Genomic DNA, 19,468 nt, shown 5'->3' with positions numbered 1-19,468 from the left:
GAGGTATCGCCACTGGCATTCGCCGGATTCATTGACGCCTGCGAAGAATGCCCCTAGCGTAAGCCGCGATAGATCCGATGTTTATGCCGGTTCTCGGCTCGCCACGCACGACGGACAAGGGAGTTCCCCAGTGTCAGAACAGATCGCCGCACCATCGCGCCCGCCCCGACGGGCGCGCCGCCTCCTGCAGACGATCGCCGGCGCAGGACTCGCCGCGCTCGCCCTGTCGACCCTCACCGCCGTGCCGGCGCACGCCGCCGAGGCCGTCACGGTCTACGTCGCCCCGGACGGCGACGACGCCGCGACCGGCGACTCGGCCGAGGCATCCGTGAAGTCGCTCGCGCGGGCGCAGGAGCTCGTGCGCGACGCTCTCCCCGGCGGTGCGCCGGTCACGGTGCAGCTCGCCGAGGGCGAGTACTACCTCGACGACACGCTCGCGCTCACGAACGCCGACTCGGGCAGCGAGGCGGCCCCCGTCCGCTGGGTCGGCGCAGGCGACGGCGCGACGCTGAACGGCGGGCGCAAGCTCACCGGCGCGTGGACGCCGACCGCATCCGACCCGGGCGTCATGGTCACCGACGTGCCGGCCGGCATCGACTTCGACGAGCTCTTCGTCGACGACGCCCGCCAGGTCATGGCGCGCTACCCCAACTGGGACGCAACGGCCAAGCGCCTCGAGGGCACGACCACGATGGCGACGCTCAACACCCGCTCGGCCGGCTGGGCGGAGCCGACCACCGGCTACGTCAGGGCGATGCACTGCCACGACTGGGGCAGCGTGTCGTTCACGATCGAGGGACGCAGCGCCGATGCCCTGCAGCTCGACTTCGTCGGCGACAACAACCGCCCGCAGGACTGCGGCTCGGGCCTGCCGATGAACAGCGGCGCCGTGATGGTCGAGAACATCCGCGAGGAGCTCGACGCCGCGAACGAGTGGTATCTCGACCGCGAGGCGAACAAGCTCTACCTGAAGCCCGCCGCGGGCGTCGACCTCGGCGCCGCGACCGTCGAGGTCGGCGAGCTCCACGAGCTCGTGACGCTCACGGGCGACTCGCCCGCCGCCCCGATCCACGACATCGCCTTCGAGAACCTGGCCTTCGAGCGAACCCACCGCACGCTCTTCGACAGCACCTTCGAGAGCCTCGCGCGCGGCGACTGGTCGGTCGTCCGCAAGGGCGCGGCCACCGTGAAGAACAGCCGGGACGTCACGTTCGCCGGCTCGTCCTTCACCGACCTCGGCGGCAACGGCGTCTTCCTCGACGGGTACAACAGCGGTACGAAGATCACCGCGAGCCGGTTCGAGGACAACGGCGCCACCGATGTGCACGTCGTCGGATCCCCCGCCGCCGTGCGCGACTACGCGGGCAACTACTTCACGACCCCGCGCATCACCGATCTCGAAGCCGGACCGAAGACCGAGGACTACCCGCGCGACGTGCTCATCGAGGGCAACATCATGCGCAACAACGGGCGGTACGAGAAGCAGACGTCCTCCGTCAACATCTCGATGGCCCTCGGCGTCACGGTGCGCGGCAACTCGCTGTCCGACAGCCCGCGCGCCTGCCTGAACTTCTCCGACACCACGTGGGGCGGGCACCTCGTGCAGGACAACGACATCTTCGACTGCGTGCGCGAGACGGGCGACAACGGCTCGATCAACGCGTGGGGCCGCACCCGGTTCTGGAAGACGGGCGCCGCGAACAACGCGTTCGCGAGCCTCGCCGACGGCGTCGAGTTCATGGGCAACACGGGCGGCGCCCTCACCGCCGAGCAGGCGCGGGAGATGATGAAGCTCGACACGATCGAGCCGATCACGATCGACCACAACCGCTTCTGGCACGACGGCGACTGGGCGATCGACCTCGACGACGGCTCCTCGAACTTCGTCATGACGAACAACGTGCTGCTGAAGGGCGGCGTGAAGCTGCGCGACGGCTTCGACCGCACGCTCCGCAACAACCTCATCCTCGACGGGTCTACCTACGAGCAGGTGAGCTACATGCCCGGCGGCGACGAGATCGACCACAACATCACGCTCGGACGCATCCCCTACGACAACGTGCTCAACGACCCGGCCCGCGCCCAGTACGCGATCGGCAAGAACCTGTTCTGGAACGCAGGGGCGGCGATCGACATCCGGCCGCGCGGCGGCGTCACCGAGAAGCTCTCGGTCGACGGCAGCTCGCTCAACACTGCGACGAGCTGGTACGCGGCGGGCCTCGACCGCGATTCCAAGGTCGGCGACCCCGCATTCACGAGCACCGACCCCACGGGCGACTACGACTTCACCGTCGGGGATGCCTCGCCCGCGGTCGCCCTCGGCTACGAGAACATCCCGATGACGGGCTTCGGCGCACCGGGAGGCGCGCTGCCGCCCGAGGCGGTGCTCCCGACCGGCACCACGGCGCCCGACCCGATCGAGCTCGCGAGGCGCAAGTACGTCGAGCGGCTCTGGGGCGGCAGCATCGCGAACATCACCACGACCGCCGAGCAGTCGTCGTACGCGATCAGCGACTTCAAGGGCGTGAAGTTCGTCGCCGTTCCCGGCGGCAGCGTCGCGGAGGCCGCGGGCCTCAAGGCCGACGACCTCGTGCGCACGATCAACGGCACCGCCGTCACCGAGCAGCGGAACTCCTTCTGGCAGGCGTACAACGCCCTGCCCGCCGGCGAGCCGATCACGCTCGGCGTGCGACGCGCCTCGACCGACGTCACGATCACGCTCACCAAGCCGACCGAGCCCGAGCTGCTCAACAACACCTCGGGCGTCGTCTACCGCACGGCCGCATCGCCGACACGCGAGACCTGGCTCTGGCGCGACGCCGCGCGCGGCGGCGGCGGGGCCTGGCTCGACGACATCGACGCGACGCAGAACCTCGGCGACTCGTGGGAGTTGACGTTCCACGGCACCGGCATCGACGTGGTGTCGCAGATCAACAGCGACCTCGGCAACGTCGACATCAGCATCGACGGCGAGTTCCTGAAGACGCAGTCGTTCGCGAACCCGACCCGACTGCACCAGCAGACGGTGCTCTCGATCGACGACCTCGAGCCGGGCGTGCACACGATCACCGGCACGATGAAGTCGGGCAGCTACATGATCGTCGACGCCTTCCGCACGCACCCCGTCGTGCCCGACGGTGCTGCGCCGACGGTCGCGCTCGCCACCTCGCCCGACGTGCCCGAGAGCGGCTGGTTCACGGGCGGGGTCACCGTCACCGCGACCGCGACCGACGAGGTCGACGCGGCGCCCTCGATCGAGATCTCGACCGGGTCCGGCTGGCAGCCCTACACGGGGGCGATCGCGATCACCGCCGAGGGTGCGACCACCGTCACGGCCCGCGCGACCGATGCATCGGGCAACGTCTCCGACGAAGCCACGCTCACCGTCCGGCGCGACACGGTCGACCCCGTCACGACGGCGAAGGTCGACACGAAGAAGCGCAGCGTGACGTTGGCCGCCACGGACGCGACGTCGGGCGTCGACCGCATCGAGTACCGCACCGGCGACGGCGGGTTCCAGCCGTACTCGGGCCCGATCCAGGTCGGCAAGTCGGTGACGACGATCGAGTACCGCGCGGTCGACGCGGCGGGCAATGCCGAGACGTCGCGCACGCTCGAACTCGAGCGCAAGGCGGGGCCGAAGGGCTGATCGCGGGAGAACGGGGAAGCCGGCCCGCACCTCGTTTCGGGTCCGAGGTGCCGGCCGGCCGCGATCGCCGTCGTCCGCGGTGACAGTTCCCCCTGCAATGCCGCGGCGACGATCTGAGGTCAACGCTACGCAGCGGCCGCCCGTCGAGGATCAGGGTTGTCCCTGAACCTCGGCGGGCGGCTCGCGTGCGGCCGGGTCACGCTCCCGCGAGCGCCGACCTGGCTGCCGCCGTCGCCATGTCGACGATCGCGGCGCGCCGCCGCCCGACCCGCGCGGCGCGACCGGCGGCGCGTCCGCCGGCACCCGGCACGAGCAGCTCGTCGAGCTGCGCGAGCACCGGCCAGCCGTTGACGAGCGTGACGATCGTGAGCAGCAGCTCGCCGGCGGCGTCGCGGTCGACCCCGGGCAGCATGCCGGCGAAGCGCTCGGCCTTCTCCTCGTGGTAGCGGCGGCGCTCCGCACCCGCTGCGGGCGCGGTGCCGAGTTCGAGCCCCTCCCAGGCGACGAGCCTCGGGATGACTCCGTCGGCGATGTGGTGGTCGAAGAGCCTGCCGGCGTAGTCGCCGACGGCCTCGGGGCCCTCGCCCGTCATCGGCACGTCGTCCATCGTGGCCCGGAGCCTCGTCGCGAGGACCGTCTCGAACAGTTCGTCCTTCTTGCCGAAGTACTGGTAGATGCGCTCCTTGTTGACCCCGGCCGAAGCCGCGATGCGATCGATGCGCGCCCCAGCGAGGCCGTGCGCGCTGAACTCCTCGGTCGCCGCGTCGAGCAGGAGGCGTTTCGTGCGCTCGGTGTCCCAGGCCATGCGGCCATCCTAGCAATTTCCAACTGAACAGTTGCGATTCAATGCTCGTCGTGCTTCAATTACAACCATTCAGTTGGAAATTGAGGAGCAGCACCCATGGACACCACCGTCCCGACGCATCCCGTCGCCGCCCAGGCCCCCGCACCCACAGGCGCACCCACAGTCGCACCCGCACCCGCCGCGCCGCCCTCCGTCCATGTCCGGGCGATCATCACGTGGCTGGCGATCTTCCCCCTCGTCGCCGTCGGCATGCTCGCGCTCGCACCGGTCGCCGAGTCGTGGCACCCCGTGCTGCGCGCGCTCGTGCTCACGCTCGTCGTGGTGCCGACGGCGGTCTACGTCGTCGTCCCGCAGCTCATGCGCGGCTACGGCTCGCTCCGCCGCCGCGCCGCCCGACGCTGACTCAGGGCCGGAGCGTCGGCCGCCAGACCCCGCGCGGGTCGCCGCCCGTCACCAGCTCGACGAGCGCCTCGAGCAGCCGGAAGGGCAGCAGCGCCGCGAGCTGCACGAGCACGAGCGGCCCCAGCAGGGCGATCGAGAAGGTCAGCGTCGCGACGAGTCCCGCCAGCCGGCCGTGCACGAGCACGGCGAGCGCGACCACCGGCCAGGCGAGCAGCCAGGCCGGGTACCAGAACGCGGCGACCGAGGCCGCGACGAGCACGAGCGCACCGACGACGGCCTGCACCACGAGGGCCCACCCCCGGGCTCCGCCGAACCAGCGCTCGCGATCGGCCGAGACCCACGCCCACATGAGCCGGGCCCGCAGGCGCGGCACGCCCTGCTCGCGCAGCGCCGTGCGGAACACCCGGTCGTCCTCCCGCCGCTGCTCGAGCGCCGCCCGTCGGTCGCCGAGCGCGTCGGCCTCGCGCGAGCGCGCGTCGTGCAGCACGGCCGGCGCCGACTGGCGCCCGTAGCTCGCGATCATGCCCCAGAGCGGCGTCGGCACCGAGGCGAGGTCGGTCGAGAAGCCGGCGAGCGGCGGGGATGCCTCGCCGCGGGCGGGCACCCGATACCGGCGACCCGTCTCGGGGTCGAGGTAGGCGAACGCCTCGGTCAGCTCGAACCGCGAGGCATCCGCCGGTCGTTGCGCGAGCCCCAGCTCGGCGAGCGGTGCACCGTCGTCGGCGAGGAACGGCATGGGCGACCTCCTTGGCTCTCCCCCATCATCGCGCCCGGCGCCGTCATCCCAGGGAGTGCGCGAGCGCGAGCCCGAGCAGCACGGGCAGGCAGCCGAGCGTCGTGATGAAGACCGTGTCGCGCGCGACGATCTCGGCGGTGTCGTAGCGCTGCGCGTAGTTGAACACGTTCTGCGCCGTCGGCAGCGCCGCGAGCACGGTGACCGCGTACAGGGCGGTGGCATCCAGGCCGAAGACGAATCGGCCGAGCAGCCACGCGACGACCGGCATCGCCACGAGCTTCAGCGTCGTCGCGAGCAGCACGTCGCGCCGGCCGGTGCCGGCCGCGAGCAGGCGCTGGCCGTTGAGCGACATGCCGAACGAGATGAGCATGAGCGGCACGGCCGCGTGCCCGATGAGTTCGACCGGCTCGAGCACGATCGGCGGCAGTTCGATGCCGGCCACGGCGACCGCGACGCCGAGCAGCGAGCCGACGATGATCGGGTTGGTGAACGTCGACCGCACGATCTGCCACGCCGAGGTCCTGCCCTGCACGCGGGCGCCGAGGATGGCGAGCGCGACCGGGGCGAAGAGCAGCAGCTGCAGCAGCACGATGGGCGCCGAGTACGCGGCGTCGCCGAGCATGTACACCGCGATCGGGATGCCGAAGTTGTTGCCGTTGACGTAACCGGAGGCGAGCGAGCCGATCACCGTGCGCTCGAGGCTGCGTCGCCAGGCGAGCATCGACACGAGGCCGAAGACGACCATCATCGTCACCGCGGCGAGCGCGGAGACCGGCAGCAGGGCCGAGAACAGGGCCCCGACGTCGGCCGTCGCGAGCACCGAGAACAAGAGGAACGGCGCGAGCACGCTGAAGTTCAACCGGGCGAGGATCGGCCGTGCCTCGGGGCCGACGACGCCCGTGCGGGCCGCGAGCCAGCCGACGAACACGGCGAGCGCGATCACCGCGAAGCCCGTGAACACCGATCCCATCGGTTCGAGCCTATCCGGGAGGCCTCCGGCGCGCGTCGGGACGGTCGCCGCGCCCGCCTCGACCCGCCGGGGCACTGGCCCCGGGCCCACGGTGCGACCTAGGCTCGGTAGCGGCAGGCGGAGTCGAACGGGGTGGAGACGATGGCCGGAGCTCACGGGGCGGTTCCCCTCGAACTCGTCGACCGGTGGTGGCGCGCCGCCAACTACCTGAGCGTCGGGCAGATCTACCTGATGCGGAACCCCCTGCTCGACGAGCCGCTCGTGCCGGCTGACATCAAGCCGCGCCTGCTCGGCCACTGGGGCACCTCCCCCGGGCTCAACCTCGTCTACGCCCACCTCAATCGCGCCGTCGTCGAGCGGGGCACCCCGACCCTCTACGTCTGCGGGCCGGGTCACGGCGGCCCGGCGATGGTCGCGAACGCGTGGCTCGACGGCACCTACTCCGAGCTGTTCCCGGACGTGACGGGCGACCGGGCGGGCATGGCGAGGCTGTTCCGGCAGTTCTCGTTCCCCGGCGGCATCCCCTCGCATGCGGCGCCCGAGACGCCCGGCTCGATCAACGAGGGGGGCGAGCTCGGCTACGCCCTCATGCACGCCTACGGGGCGGCGCTCGACAACCCCGGGCTCGTCGTCGCGTGCGTGATCGGCGACGGCGAGGCCGAGACCGGGCCGCTCGCCGCGAGCTGGCGCGGCCACGCCTTCCTCGACCCGACGACCGACGGCGCGGTGCTGCCGATCCTGCACCTCAACGGCTACAAGATCGCGAACCCGACGCTGCTCGCACGCATCCCCGAGGCCGAGCTCGTCGACTTCTTCCGCGGCAACGGCTACGAGCCGCTGCTCGTCACGGGCGGCTTCGACGGCGAGGACCCGATGTCGGTGCACGCGCGCCTGGCCGACGCGATCGACGTCGCGTACGACCGCATCGCCTCGATCCGGGCGGATGCCTCGGCCGGGGCCTTCGCGTCGGCGGCGGCGCGGTGGCCGGCGATCGTGCTGCGCACGCCGAAGGGCTGGACCGGTCCCGGCGTGGTCGACGGCGTGCAGGTCGAGGGCACGTTCCACGCGCACCAGGTGCCGCTCGCGGAGGTGCGCGAGAACGCCGAGCACCTCGCGATGCTCGAGGGCTGGCTGCGTTCGTACCGCCCCGAGGAGCTGTTCGACGAGGCGGGCCGGCCCGTCGCCGAGCTCGACGCGATGCGGCCGCGCGGCGAGCTTCGCATGAGCGCGAGCCCGCACGCGAACGGCGGCATCGTGCGCCCGATCGACCTGCCGCCGACCCGGCCGCGGGCCGTCGAGGTGGCGCCGGGCGAGCGCGGCGTCACGGGCGAGGCGACCCGGGTCTTCGGCACCTGGCTCGCCGATGTGCTGCGCGAGAACCCCGGCACGTTCCGGCTGTTCGGCCCCGACGAGGTGCTGTCGAATCGGCTCGGTGCGGTCTTCGAGGTCACCGACCGCGTGTGGGCCGAGGCGCTGCTCCCGCTCGACGAGCACCTCGCCCGGCGCGGCCGGGTCATCGAGGCGCTCAGCGAGCACCTCATGCAGGGCATGCTCGAGGGCTACCTGCTCACCGGCCGGCACGGGCTCATCACGAGCTACGAGGCGTTCATCCACATCGTCGACTCGATGTTCAACCAGCACGCGAAGTGGCTCGAGTCGGCACGCGACGTGCCGTGGCGGGCCGACGTCGCAAGCCTCACCTACCTGCTCTCGTCGCACGTCTGGCGCCAGGACCACAACGGCTTCTCGCACCAGGACCCCGGGTTCCTGAACGTCGTCGTCAACAAGCAGGCCGAGATCGTGCGGGTCTCGCTGCCGCCCGACGCGAACACGCTGCTCGCGACCATGCGCCATGCGTTCGGCACCCGCAACCGGGTGAACGTCGTCGTCGCCGGCAAGCAGCCGCAGCAGCAGTGGCTCTCGCCCGACGAGGCCGACGCGCACGTGGCCGCCGGGCTCGGGGTGTGGTCGTGGGCGGGCAACGAGCCCGGGTTCGATCCGGCCGACCCCGAGGCGTCCGAACCCGACGTGGTGCTCGCGTGCGCGGGCGACGTGCCGACCGTGGAGGCGATCGCCGCGGCGCAGCTGCTGCGCGAGCGCCTGCCCGAGCTGGGGGTGCGGCTCGTCAACGTGGTCGACCTGATGCGGCTGCAGGACCTGTCGCGGCATCCGCACGGCCTGACCGACGACGAGTTCGACGCGATCTTCACGCGGTCGGCGCCGGTGGTCTTCGCGTTCCACGGCTACCCGTCGCTCATCCACCAGCTCGCGTATCGCCGCACGAACCACGCGAACCTGCACGTGCGCGGCTTCGCCGAGCGCGGCACCACGACGACGCCGTTCGACATGCTGCACCTCAACGACCTCGACCGCTACCGGCTCGCCCTCGACGTCGTGCGCCGAGTGCCCGGCCTCGCGTCCCGGCCCGGCGTCGCGGAGGTCGCCGAGGAGTGGCATGCCGCCCGCGTCGCCGCGCGCGAGTACGCGTACGAGCACGGCGAAGACCCGGGCTGGATCACGGAGTGGCGCTTCGAAGCACGGCCCGACTGACCGGAATGCACGGCTCGATGTCTGGAACCCGCGGTCGAGTAAGGGATCCTGACTGATAGCCTCGGCGCGTGCCCACCGTCTCCCGCGCCCGCTGGTCGCTCATGGCCCAGTTCGCCCTGTTCGGCCTCATCCAGGTCTCGTGGATGAGCCGCATGCCGTCGATCCGCACGGCGCTCGACATCAGCGCACTGCAGCTCGGCTCGCTGCTCATCATCGGCGGCATCGGCTCGCTCATCGGCGCGCTCACGATCGGGGCGATCGTCGCCCGCTTCGGCAGCCGCAACGTGCTCGTCGCGGGCACCGTCGGCAACGTGGTCGGGTTCGGGCTGGATGCCGCGGGCCTGACCGGCTGGGGGCTCGGATTCTTCGTCGCCGGCATGTTCGTGAACGGGCTCTGCGGCGCCTTCGTCAACGTGCCGATCAACATCAACGCGGCCGCGGTCGAGCAGCGGCTCGGCCGGGCGGTACTGCCCCAGTTCCACGCCGCCTTCTCGATCGGGGCGGCCGGCGGGGCGCTCATCGCCGGGGCCTTCGCGTTCGCCGAGGTGCACGTCGCGACGCAGGTCGTCGTCGTGACGGCGGCGGTGACCGTGCTTCGGGCGCTGCTCATCTCGCCGTCGACGGCGTACACCGCTCGCCAGCCCGTCTCGACCGCGACCGGGTCGGTCGACGCCGCGGCCACGGGCGCGCGCAACCGGCAGGCGGTGCGCTCGGCGCTCGGCGCCTGGCTCGAGCCGCGCACGCTGCTGCTCGGCGTCGTGCTGCTCGCCGCGTCGCTCGCGGAGGGCGCCGCGACGACGTGGCTCACGCTCGCGGTCGTCGACGGGTTCGCGTCGACCGAGGCGATCGGCGCCGTCGCGTACGGCACGTTCGTCGGGGCGATGACGGTGTTCCGCTTCGTCGGTACCGGGCTCATCGACCGGTTCGGCCGGGTCGCCGTGCTGCGCGCGTCGGGCGTCTCGTCGCTCGTCGGTCTCGCCCTCTTCGTCTTCGGGCCGAACCTCGCGATCGCATGGGTCGGCATCGTGCTGTGGGGCTGCGGCACCGCGCTCGGCAACCCGATCGCGATCTCGGCGGCGTCCGACGACCCGTCGAGGGCGGGGCAACGGGTCTCGGTCGTGACGTCGTTCTCGACGATCTCGTCGCTCACCGCGCCGCCGCTGCTCGGGCTCCTCGCCGACGAGGTCGGCGCCCGCTACGCGCTGCTCGCCGTCGGTGCCGTGATGATCCTGAGCCTCTCGGTCGCGGGGCAGGTGCGGCGCCGGCCGGCCGAGGTCACGACTGCCGCGACCACGAGCACCGGCTCGACCGCCGCGGTCGACGCCTGAGCCGCGGCTCGCGCACCGGCACGTCGCGCCCGCACCGGGCGCACTCGGTGCCCCGCTCGATCAGGGCGGTGTCGGCCGGCCGCGGCATGATGGGCGGCATGGCGACGACGAAGTTCGACCCCAAGCGCGAGATCGCGAGCTATACCGCGCGGCGCGGCCGATTCGACCTCGTCGAGGTGCCGCCGCTCCGGTACGCGATGGTCGACGGCCGCGGCGACCCGAACACCGCACCCGAGTACGCCGCGGCGGTCGAGGCGCTCTACGCCGTCTCGTACGCGGCGAAGTTCGCCCTGAAGCGCGAACTCGATCGAGACCACGTCGTGGGTCCGCTCGAGGGCCTGTGGGGCGCCGACGACCCGGCGACGTTCGTCAGCCGCGAGAAGTCCGCCTGGTCGTGGACGATGATGATCTGGCAGCCCGACTGGCTCGAGCTCGAGCGGTTCGAGGCCGCGGTCGCCGAGGCCGCCGCGAAGGCGCCCGCCGCCTCGCGGGTGCGGCTCGAGACCCTCGACGAGGGCCTCAGCGTGCAGACCCTGCACATCGGCTCCTACGACGACGAGGGGCCGACGCTCGCGCGACTGCACGACGAGTTCATGCCGGGGCACGGCCTGCGCTTCAACGGGCTGCACCACGAGGTCTACCTCGGAGACCCGCGCCGCACGGCCCCCGAGAAGCTGCGCACGATCCTGCGGCAGCCCGTAGCCCGCGCGGCCTGACCACCCACCCGGGTCGCAACGCGCGCCACGATCTCGGAGATCCGCAGCCCTTCGGATCCATCCGACGGATGCGTCCGAGGCCGTGGCGATCTCCGAGATCGTGGCGCCGCATGGCGGCCCGCTCAGCCCTCCTGCTCGGCACCGAAGCGCTGCCGCGCCTCGACGGGGATGAGCGGGCGCTCGGCACGGGCCTTGATCTGCTGCACCGCCCACGAGTTGCCGTCGGGGTCGGCGAAGCCGAAGAAGGTGCCGCCGTCGCGCTCGTCGAACACCACGATCTCGCTGCACTCGACGCCGCGCCCGACGAGCTCGGCCCGGGCCGCCTCGGCGTCGGCGACGACGAGCTGCAGGCCCTTGAGCGAACCGGGGGCCATCTCGCGCTGGGTCGGCAGGTCGCCGACGACGATCGAGCATCCGGATCCGCGCGGAGTCAGCTGCGCGACATCCATGTGCTCGTTGACGGTGTGGTGGTCGAGCTCGAAGCCGACGCGGTCGCGGTAGAACTCGATCGCGCGATCGATGTCGGCCACCGGAACGATGACCACCTCGAGGGTCCAGTCCATGATGTGCTCCGTTTCGTCCTGCGTCGCCGGTTCGTCGAGCAGGTCAGGCGACGAGCGACTCGAGGCGGGCGTATCCCTCGGTGACGCCGCGCTCCATGCCGCTCGCGACCATGCCGTCGCGGCTCTCGACGGTCGGGTAGACCGAGTGGATGCGGAGCTTCGAGCGCCCGCCGCCGAGGTCCTCGAACGTGAGCGACTCGATCGCGACGACGTCGGGGTACCCCTCGAACTCGAAGGTCTGGATCGCGAGCTCGTTGTCGCGCACCGAGTGGAACGTGCCGTTGAACGCCCAGTCGGCGCCGTCGGTGTCGGTGTGCACGTAGCGGTACCCGCCCTGGGAGACGAAGTCCCAGCGCTCGATGCTCATCTCGTAGCCGTTCGGCCCGAGCCACTGCTTCACGAGCGCCGGGTCGCGGTGCGCTTCGAACACCGCCTCGACGGGGGCGTCGAACTCGCGCTCGATCTCGATGAAGGGCAGCCCCTCGGGGGCGGTGATGGTGACGGGGTTCGTCATTGTCCTGTCTCTTTCGTGTGCGGCGCGGCCGGTCGGCCGCGCTCGGAGATGTCGCCGACCTGGTCGGCTTCGGATGCCGCGACGTCGGTGCCGCGGTCTTCGGCGAGCAGCGCATCCAGTGAACGGAACTGCTGCTCGTGGATCAGCCGGTAGCGGTCGATCCACGCGGTGAGGGCTTCGAGGGCCGCCGGGTCGAGGTGCACGGGGCGACGCTGCGCGTCGCGAGTGCGTGTGACGAGACCCGCGTGCTCGAGCACCTGGATGTGCTTCGAGACGGCCTGCTTGGTGATCTCGAACGGGTCGGCGAGCTCGTTGACGGTCGCCGGCCCGCGGCTCAGCCGGGCGATGATGCGCCGGCGCACCGGGTCGGCGAGAGCCATGAACGCGCGATCGAGCCGGTCGTCCGCGCTCGGGTCCACGATCATCACTCCTCCTCAACCTGTTCTTTGATCAACCGTTTGGTTGATTAAGAGTACGACGGTCGCACGTCAGCGTCAAGACCTCGTTCGAGATTCGTCCGGTCACGAGGCATCCCGGCCTGCGACGCCCCGGCGGCGCGGTGCGAACCGGGGCTTGCGGCGTGTGCGACGAGCGAGAATCATCGGCCCTGACCGCACACCTCGACGAAGGGACGCACCATGGCTCGGCTCAACCCGTACCTCAACTTCCAGGACGACGCCCGCGCAGCGCTCGAGTTCTACCACTCGGTGTTCGGCGGCGAGCTCACGATGAGCACGTTCGCCGAGTTCGGGCAGGCCGACGATCCGGGCGACGCCGACAAGATCATGCACGGCCAGCTCGAGGGAGACGGGGGTCTCGTGCTCATGGCCGCCGACACGCCGAGTCACATGCCGCCGGCCGCGACCACGAGCAACATCTCGGTCTCGCTCTCCGGCGGGCCCGAGGACGACGCGACACTGCGCGGCTACTGGGAGAAGCTCTTGGCGTCGGGGTCCGAGATCGTGCCGCTCGAGGTCGCACCGTGGGGCGACGCCTTCGGCATGTGCGTCGACGGCTACGGCGTCACCTGGCTCGTGAACATCGGGGGCGAAGCCCAGGGCTGAGACGCCACCACGACGACGAGGCGTCCGGGCGCTCCGCCCGGGCGCCCTGGTGTTCGGGCGGCCTCGGCGGGCGAGGCCGCCGCGGTCAGCCCGCGACGGGCGCGGCCGCGTGCAGGGCGTCGACGACGGGCGCGAGTTCGGGCTGCGCGGACGCCTCGGCGAGCACTCGCTCGAGCGTCTCGTCGTGGATCGGGCGCGCGCGCTCGTAGAGCGCCCGCCCGGCCGGGGTCAGCTCGGTGTAGATGCCGCGCCGATCGTCGGCGCAGAGGATGCGGGTGAGCAGGGCGCGGTCCTCGAGCCGGTTGACGAGGCGGGTGGTCGCGCTCGGGCTCAGCGCCGTGGCACGGGCGAGCTGCTGCATGCGCATGTGCCAGCCGTCCTGCCGGTTCAGCGCGTCGAGCACCGTGTACTCGACGACCGACAGGTCGACGGCCGAGCCGAGCGCCCGCTCGAGCTCCGATTCGATGAGCCCGTGCAGGGCCGCGAGCGTGCGCCATCCCTGCGCACGCACCTCGACGGCGTCGTCGGCGATGCCCATGGTGCCTCCTTCGAAAAATAGTTGCTTGCGCTTTCTATTTGCGTGTGCAAGTATTTAGGTCGCTCACGCAATAGAACGCGTCTGCAACTAATTGTCTTCCACTGTATCAGGAGGCGGCGCATGCCACTCGGACTCATCGCACTCGCCATCGGCGGTTTCGGCATCGGGCTCACCGAGTTCGTCATCATGGGCCTGCTGCCGGAGGTGGCCGCCGACTTCGGCGTGAGCGAGGCCGCGGCCGGCTGGCTCATCTCCGGGTACGCGCTCGCGGTCGTCGTCGGCGCGCTCGGCCTCACCGCGGCCACCGTCCGCCTCCCGAGGAAACCCGTGCTCATGGGCCTGCTCGTGCTCTTCATCGCAGGCAACGCGATCTCGGCGATGGCCCCGAGCTACGAGCTCATGATGACCGGCCGCATCGTCGCCGCCCTCTGCCACGGCGCGTTCTTCGGCATCGGCTCGGTCGTCGCCGCGAGCCTCGTCGCCCCAGAGAGGGCGGCCGGCGCGATCGCCGTCATGTTCACCGGCCTCACCGCCGCCAATGTGCTCGGCGTGCCGTTCGGCACCTTCATCGGCCAGCAGTTCGGCTGGCGCGCGACCTTCTGGGCCATCTCGGCCATCGGGGTCATCGCCCTCGTCGGCGTCGCGGCCCTCGTACCCGTCGCGCGGGCCACCGGCACGACGACCTCGGCCCCGAGCCTGCGTCGCGAACTCGGCGCCTTCCGATCCGGCCAGGTCTGGCTCTCGCTCACCGTCACCGTGCTCGGCTTCGGCGGCATGTTCGGCGCCTTCACCTACATCGCCTACACGCTCACCGAGGTCAGCGGCTTCGCCGCGGGCACCGTGCCCTGGCTGCTCGTGCTCTTCGGCGCAGGCCTCGTCGTCGGCAACTGGGCCGGCGGCCGGCTCGCCGATCGCTCGATCGACGGCACCCTGCTCGCCTTCATCGCCGCCCTCGTCGTCGTGCTCGCCCTGTTCGCCTGGCTCGCGTTCAGCCCTGCCGCGACGATCGTGCTGCTGGTGCTCATGGGCGCGTTCGGCTTCGGCACCGTGCCCGGGCTGCAGAGCCGCATCATGCGATACGCCGCCGGGGCGCCGACGCTGGCCTCGGGCGCGAACATCGCGGCCTTCAACCTCGGCAACGCGCTCGGCGCATGGGCGGGCGGCGCCACGATCGCGGCCGGCCTCGGCTACACGTCGCCGATCGCGACGGGCGCCGTGATCACCCTCGCGGCGCTCGCCGTGATGACCGTCGCGGCGGTGACCGCGCGACGCGCCGGCGCCGCGTCGGCTTCGAGGCGGGATGCCTCGGCGCCGGCCGGCCCCGCGACCTGTCCGACCCCCGCTGCGGCTCACTGAGCCCCGCCCGACCACCCACCACGGAAAGCGAAACCATGAACCCCACCGTGCCCACGGCCACCCTCAACAACGGGGTGCAGATGCCGCAGCTCGGATTCGGCGTCTACCAGGTGCCCGACGCCGACACGACCGCCGCGGTTGCCGCCGCACTCGAGGCGGGCTACCGCAGCATCGACACCGCGGCGATCTACGGCAACGAGACCGGCGTCGGCCGAGCCCTCGCCGAGTCGGGCCTCGCCCGCGACGAGCTGTTCGTGACGACCAAGGTCTGGAACTCCGACCAGGGCTTCGACCAGACCCTGCGCGCCTTCGACGAGAGCCTCCGCAAGCTCGGGCTCGACCGACTCGACCTCTACCTCGTGCACTGGCCGACGCCCGAACGCGACCGCTACGTCGACACCTGGCGGGCGCTCGAGCGGCTCTACGCCGAGGGTCGCGTGTGTGCGATCGGCGTCTCGAACTTCGAGCCCGCGCATCTCGAGCGGCTGATCGCCGAGACCGACGTCGTGCCCGCCGTCAACCAGGTCGAGCTGCACCCCGCCATGCAGAACCGCGCCACCGTCGCGGCGAACACGCGCCACGGCGTCCTCACCGAGGCGTGGAGCCCGCTCGCGCAGGGCGCCGTGCTCGGTGAGGACGCGGTCACCGGCATCGCCGCCCGCCACGACGTCACCCCGGCGCAGGTCGTGCTGCGCTGGCACCTGCAGCAGGGGCGCATCGTGATCCCGAAGTCGGTCACACCGTCGCGCATCGCGGCGAACCTCGACGTGTTCGGGTTCGACCTCACCGCCGCCGAGCTCGACGCGATCGACGCGCTCGAGCGCGACGGTCGCACCGGCCCTCACCCGGCGGAGTTCCACGCGGCCTGACCGCCTCCAGAACGACGGATGCCGCGGCGCCGCCCCGCGAGAGGGTCGACGCCGCGGCATCCGAGCGCGGAAGACTCAGTCGAAGAGTTCGGAGAGCCAGCTCTCCTTCTTCTTCTTGCGGTAGTAGCCCTGGTCGCCGTACCCGCGGTCGTAGCCGCGGTTGTCGTAGGGCTGCTGGCCGTAGGCCGGCTGCTGGGGCGGCCGCGGAGCGGCAGGCGCCTGCGGAGCGGCCTGGCCGCCGCCGAACTCGCGGCTGGCGCGCTCGACGATCTTGTCGAGCTCGCCACGGTCGAGCCAGACGCCTCGACACGTCGGGCAGTAGTCGATCTCGATGCCGCTGCGCTCGCTCATCACGAGCACGGTTCCGTCACTGGGGCACTGCATCGGGGCTCCTCCTCGGGGTCGTGCTCCCGAGCGTAGGGATCGAAGCTGGGCATCCGCTCACCGGGCCGTCGACGGACCGTGGGGCACCCGGAACGCACGCGAGCGGATGCCCGGCGCCAGCCTCGCGAGGAGGCGGCTGCCGAGTCATCCGCTCGGTGTCGCGGGCCCGGTTGTCGATGCGACCGGCCGGGCCCGCTGGGAGGCGAGAATCAGCCGATGACGGTGATGTTCTCAGCCTGCAGACCCTTGGGGCCGCGGGCGGTCTCGAACTCGACCTTCTGGTTCTCCTCGAGCGAGCGGTAGCCGCCCGACGCGATCGCGCTGAAGTGCGCGAAGACGTCGGCGCTGCCGTCGTCGGGAGCGATGAAGCCGAAGCCCTTGTCGGCGTTGAACCACTTGACGGTTCCGGTAGCCATATTCTTTTCCTTCTGTAAAGCCGAGCCGCCGGGGCGGCTGCGACGTGCACGACGCGAGGTCGTGCGGGGTTCCGACGGCGACGTCCGCCGCCGGAAGCGTGTGGAGTTCAGACCCGACGGAACTGGTTCACCATCGGGCAGTCGAACGGGTCGCGTGCGGAGAGTCCGACGCGATTGAGGTAGCGGATGACGATGCCGTACGAACGCAGCAGCGTCGTCTCCGTGTAGGGCACGCCGAGCGTGCGGCAGTGCTCGCGGACGATCTCGCGCGCCTTGGCGAGATGCGGTCGGGGCATGTTCGGGAACAGGTGGTGCTCCACCTGGTAGTTGAGTCCGCCGAGCAGGGCGCTGGCCCACAGGCCGCCCGACACGTTGCGCGAGGTGAGCACCTGCTTCGAGAGGAAGTCGAGCTTCGCGTCGGCGGGGATGATCGGCATGCCCTTGTGGTTCGGCGCGAACGAGGCGCCCATGTAGACGCCGAACACGGCGAGCTGCACGCCGATGAAGGCGAACGCCATGCCGAGCGGCAGCACCCAGAAGATCGCACCGAGGTACACGGCGAAGCGCGCCGCGATGAGGCTGAGCTCGATCCAGCGGCCCTTGACGGGGCCGCGGTCGAAGAGCGTGCGGATCGAGCGGAAGTGGAGGTTGAGCCCCTCGAGGGTGAGCAGCGGGAAGAACAGGTAGCCCTGCTTGCGCGTGATGAGCGCCATGAGCCCGCGCTGCTTCTCGGCATCGGCTTCGACGAACGAGATCGTGTCGAAGTCGATGTCGGGGTCCTTGCCGAGCTTGTTCGGGTTCGCGTGGTGACGGGTGTGCTTCGTCATCCACCACGTGTAGCTGATGCCGACGACCCCGGCCGCGAGGATGCGGCCGACGCGGTCGTTGGCCGGGCCGGACTCGAGCACCTGACGGTGCGACGCCTCGTGCGCGAGGAAGGCGAACTGCGTGAAGATCAGGCCGAGCGCGCCGGCCATGAGCAGCTGGAACCAGGAGTCGCCGAGCAGGATGAAACCGGTGATCGCCCCGCCGAGGGCGAGGGTCAGGGTGATGACGAGAGCGAGGTAGAACCACCGCGTGCGGTTCAGGAGGCCGGACTCGCGAACGACCCGGGAGAGGGCGGTGTAACTGCGTGTGATGTCGGCAGTACCGGTGCGGGGCTTCGTCGCCCGGATCGCACCGAGGGATTCGGTGTGAGAGATGGTGTTCCCAGCTTTTCGTCGACTTCCCAGCCGGGGTTCGCGAGTGACTACTCGCTGCAGATGCTTCGACTCTACGGGAAACGCATGGGAACGTGCTGGGAGATTTCCGCGGTGCGGGCCGGGACTGCACCCGGCCGGTGAGTCGGGTCCTGCGGCGGAGACAGCGAACGCCGCCGCAGCCCGAGGCTGCGACGGCGTTCTGGAGCCGGCGCCTAGACGGCGCGGATGTTCTCCGCCTGCAGGCCCTTGGGGCCCTGTGCGACCTCGAACTCGACCCGCTGGCCGTCTTCGAGCGAGCGGTAGCCCGAGCCCGTGATCGCGCTGAAGTGCGCGAAGACGTCGGCCGAGCCGTCGTCGGGGGCGATGAAGCCGAAGCCCTTTTCGGCGTTGAACCACTTGACGGTTCCGGTTGCCATACTGCTGTCCTTCTGTCGTGCGGGCCGCACCTGCGACCCGATGCGATCGACTCTCGATCGCTGCTCGGGCGACGGGTGCCGCCCGGGCGAGGGGCGAGTGGCGGGGTTGCACTCGGGCATCCGCCGGCTCGTATCGGGTCATGCCACGCGGATCGATCCGCCTCCGGGCAATCAGATGGAGGCGCGGGCGTGTGCCCGCATGATGGAGGAATCAGTGATCGCCACCCTATATGCTCGCGCGCGCCCGCACACCCGGTCGCGACCGGATCGTGACATTCGGCGTGATGTCGCGCATCGCCGGCCGATTCGCGTTCTCAGGACACTCTGTGCGGATTCCAGCCCGCTCGCAGGCGATCCGGGGCAGAATCGAGGAATGGATCGCCGCCCCCTCGGTCTCGTCGCCGCCGCGTACGCGGCCGTGGTGCTGTGGGTGACGATCGGTCCGGCGCCGTGGCGCACCGCGAGCCACCAGGTCGACGGCGGCATCCTGAACCCCGACGCGTGGACGGCCTCCGTCACGTGGACGACCGGCTATCTCGCCGAGATCGCCTTCAACGTCGCCCTGTTCATCCCCGTCGGCGCCCTCGCCGCGCTGCTCATCGCGCGACGGCTCTGGCCGCTCGCGATGCTCGCGGGGCTCGGCTTCGCCACGGTCATCGAGCTCATCCAGCTGCCCGAGCCCGACCGCATCTCCGATCCGCGCGACCTCGTGATGAACACCGCCGGCACCGTCGTGGGCGTCGTGCTCGTGCAGACGGCCCGCATGGTGCGTCGCGCGGGTGCCGTCGCGGCGACCGAGGTGCGCTCCCCCGTCGAGGCGATCGACGCCGCGACCGCCGACCTGCCGGCGTTCGCGTACCCGTCGGCGACCGCCCCCGATCCGGCCCGGGCGAACCACGAACCGGCACTCGCCGCCATGGGGAGTTCTGCCGATCGCGCGGCCTAGCGCGCCCACGTACACTCGGCTGGTGACTTCCTCCGCCGTACCCG

General features: G+C 71.2%; 20 protein-coding genes. 9 read left to right on the top strand and 11 right to left on the bottom strand.

Going from position 1 to position 19,468, the window contains the following annotated elements:
• Positions 1 to 130: 130 nt before the first annotated feature.
• Complete coding sequence (locus ACWGPE_RS02790) at positions 131 to 3,649, top strand: OmpL47-type beta-barrel domain-containing protein (RefSeq protein ID WP_452048083.1); 3,519 nt, start codon at positions 131 to 133, stop codon at positions 3,647 to 3,649.
• Positions 3,650 to 3,845: 196 nt separating this feature from the next.
• On the opposite strand, the gene ACWGPE_RS02785 is transcribed toward ACWGPE_RS02790, so the two are convergent.
• Positions 3,846 to 4,454 carry a TetR/AcrR family transcriptional regulator gene (locus ACWGPE_RS02785; protein WP_452048082.1) on the bottom strand — a complete coding sequence of 203 codons (609 nt, stop codon included), beginning with the start codon at positions 4,452 to 4,454 and terminating at the stop codon, positions 3,846 to 3,848.
• Positions 4,455 to 4,550: 96 nt separating this feature from the next.
• Here ACWGPE_RS02785 and ACWGPE_RS02780 point away from each other — a divergent pair, with 96 nt between their 5' ends.
• A complete protein-coding gene (locus tag ACWGPE_RS02780) occupies positions 4,551 to 4,856 on the top strand; it encodes a hypothetical protein (RefSeq protein WP_231429957.1) in 306 nt (101 codons plus the stop codon).
• A gap of 1 nt (position 4,857) precedes the next feature.
• Here the strand turns inward: ACWGPE_RS02780 and ACWGPE_RS02775 are convergent, their stop codons facing one another.
• Both ACWGPE_RS02775 and ACWGPE_RS02770 read right to left on the bottom strand, forming a co-directional pair.
• Positions 4,858 to 5,592 carry a DUF1353 domain-containing protein gene (locus tag ACWGPE_RS02775; protein WP_231429956.1) on the bottom strand — a complete coding sequence of 245 codons (735 nt, stop codon included), beginning with the start codon at positions 5,590 to 5,592 and terminating at the stop codon, positions 4,858 to 4,860.
• A gap of 43 nt (positions 5,593 to 5,635) precedes the next feature.
• On the bottom strand, positions 5,636 to 6,562 hold the full coding sequence (locus tag ACWGPE_RS02770; protein ID WP_231429955.1) for an AEC family transporter: 927 nt from the start codon (positions 6,560 to 6,562) through the stop codon (positions 5,636 to 5,638).
• Between the two features lie 141 nt (positions 6,563 to 6,703).
• On the opposite strand from ACWGPE_RS02770, the gene ACWGPE_RS02765 reads away from it, so the two are divergent.
• The 3 genes from ACWGPE_RS02765 (at position 6,704) to ACWGPE_RS02755 (ending at position 11,156) form a co-directional block, all read left to right on the top strand.
• The gene (locus tag ACWGPE_RS02765; protein ID WP_452048081.1) at positions 6,704 to 9,112 is read left to right on the top strand and encodes a phosphoketolase family protein; all 2,409 of its coding nucleotides are present in this window, start codon (positions 6,704 to 6,706) and stop codon (positions 9,110 to 9,112) included.
• A gap of 68 nt (positions 9,113 to 9,180) precedes the next feature.
• Complete coding sequence (locus ACWGPE_RS02760) at positions 9,181 to 10,440, top strand: MFS transporter (protein ID WP_452048080.1); 1,260 nt, start codon at positions 9,181 to 9,183, stop codon at positions 10,438 to 10,440.
• A 98-nt stretch (positions 10,441 to 10,538) separates the two neighbouring features.
• Positions 10,539 to 11,156 carry a GyrI-like domain-containing protein gene (locus tag ACWGPE_RS02755; protein WP_452048079.1) on the top strand — a complete coding sequence of 206 codons (618 nt, stop codon included), beginning with the start codon at positions 10,539 to 10,541 and terminating at the stop codon, positions 11,154 to 11,156.
• Positions 11,157 to 11,278: 122 nt separating this feature from the next.
• On the opposite strand, the gene ACWGPE_RS02750 is transcribed toward ACWGPE_RS02755, so the two are convergent.
• The 3 genes from ACWGPE_RS02750 to ACWGPE_RS02740 are packed head-to-tail and all read right to left on the bottom strand — an operon-like array spanning position 11,279 to position 12,658.
• Entirely contained in the window at positions 11,279 to 11,719 is a 441-nt protein-coding gene (locus ACWGPE_RS02750) for a VOC family protein (RefSeq protein ID WP_275505367.1), read from the bottom strand.
• Between the two features lie 43 nt (positions 11,720 to 11,762).
• Entirely contained in the window at positions 11,763 to 12,233 is a 471-nt protein-coding gene (locus ACWGPE_RS02745; protein ID WP_231429950.1) for an SRPBCC family protein, read from the bottom strand.
• Positions 12,230 to 12,658: an ArsR/SmtB family transcription factor gene (locus tag ACWGPE_RS02740; RefSeq protein ID WP_231429949.1), complete on the bottom strand. Its 429-nt coding sequence runs from the start codon at positions 12,656 to 12,658 to the stop codon at positions 12,230 to 12,232. The genes ACWGPE_RS02745 and ACWGPE_RS02740 overlap by 4 nt, the downstream gene beginning before the upstream one ends.
• A gap of 213 nt (positions 12,659 to 12,871) precedes the next feature.
• Between ACWGPE_RS02740 and ACWGPE_RS02735 the strand changes: the two genes are divergently transcribed.
• On the top strand, positions 12,872 to 13,297 hold the full coding sequence (locus tag ACWGPE_RS02735) for a VOC family protein (RefSeq protein WP_275505366.1): 426 nt from the start codon (positions 12,872 to 12,874) through the stop codon (positions 13,295 to 13,297).
• A gap of 85 nt (positions 13,298 to 13,382) precedes the next feature.
• Here the strand turns inward: ACWGPE_RS02735 and ACWGPE_RS02730 are convergent, their stop codons facing one another.
• Complete coding sequence (locus ACWGPE_RS02730; protein WP_275505365.1) at positions 13,383 to 13,835, bottom strand: MarR family winged helix-turn-helix transcriptional regulator; 453 nt, start codon at positions 13,833 to 13,835, stop codon at positions 13,383 to 13,385.
• A gap of 120 nt (positions 13,836 to 13,955) precedes the next feature.
• Between ACWGPE_RS02730 and ACWGPE_RS02725 the strand changes: the two genes are divergently transcribed.
• Positions 13,956 to 15,191: an MFS transporter gene (locus ACWGPE_RS02725; RefSeq protein ID WP_452048078.1), complete on the top strand. Its 1,236-nt coding sequence runs from the start codon at positions 13,956 to 13,958 to the stop codon at positions 15,189 to 15,191.
• 35 nt (positions 15,192 to 15,226) lie between these two features.
• The gene (locus ACWGPE_RS02720) at positions 15,227 to 16,060 is read left to right on the top strand and encodes an aldo/keto reductase (protein WP_452048077.1); all 834 of its coding nucleotides are present in this window, start codon (positions 15,227 to 15,229) and stop codon (positions 16,058 to 16,060) included.
• Positions 16,061 to 16,135: 75 nt separating this feature from the next.
• Here the strand turns inward: ACWGPE_RS02720 and ACWGPE_RS02715 are convergent, their stop codons facing one another.
• From ACWGPE_RS02715 to ACWGPE_RS02700, 4 genes are all read right to left on the bottom strand, one after another.
• The gene (locus ACWGPE_RS02715; RefSeq protein ID WP_452048076.1) at positions 16,136 to 16,444 is read right to left on the bottom strand and encodes a TFIIB-type zinc ribbon-containing protein; all 309 of its coding nucleotides are present in this window, start codon (positions 16,442 to 16,444) and stop codon (positions 16,136 to 16,138) included.
• Between the two features lie 209 nt (positions 16,445 to 16,653).
• The gene (locus tag ACWGPE_RS02710) at positions 16,654 to 16,860 is read right to left on the bottom strand and encodes a cold-shock protein (protein ID WP_159602901.1); all 207 of its coding nucleotides are present in this window, start codon (positions 16,858 to 16,860) and stop codon (positions 16,654 to 16,656) included.
• 107 nt (positions 16,861 to 16,967) lie between these two features.
• A complete protein-coding gene (locus ACWGPE_RS02705) occupies positions 16,968 to 18,062 on the bottom strand; it encodes a fatty acid desaturase family protein (RefSeq protein ID WP_374201160.1) in 1,095 nt (364 codons plus the stop codon).
• Between the two features lie 212 nt (positions 18,063 to 18,274).
• A complete protein-coding gene (locus tag ACWGPE_RS02700) occupies positions 18,275 to 18,478 on the bottom strand; it encodes a cold-shock protein (RefSeq protein WP_231429943.1) in 204 nt (67 codons plus the stop codon).
• Positions 18,479 to 18,851: 373 nt separating this feature from the next.
• Here ACWGPE_RS02700 and ACWGPE_RS02695 point away from each other — a divergent pair, with 373 nt between their 5' ends.
• Positions 18,852 to 19,424: a VanZ family protein gene (locus ACWGPE_RS02695; RefSeq protein ID WP_231429942.1), complete on the top strand. Its 573-nt coding sequence runs from the start codon at positions 18,852 to 18,854 to the stop codon at positions 19,422 to 19,424.
• Positions 19,425 to 19,468 lie beyond the last annotated feature (44 nt).

Source organism: Agromyces sp. NPDC055658, assembly GCF_053618155.1.
This window is presented reverse-complemented; position numbering and strand designations above follow the sequence as displayed.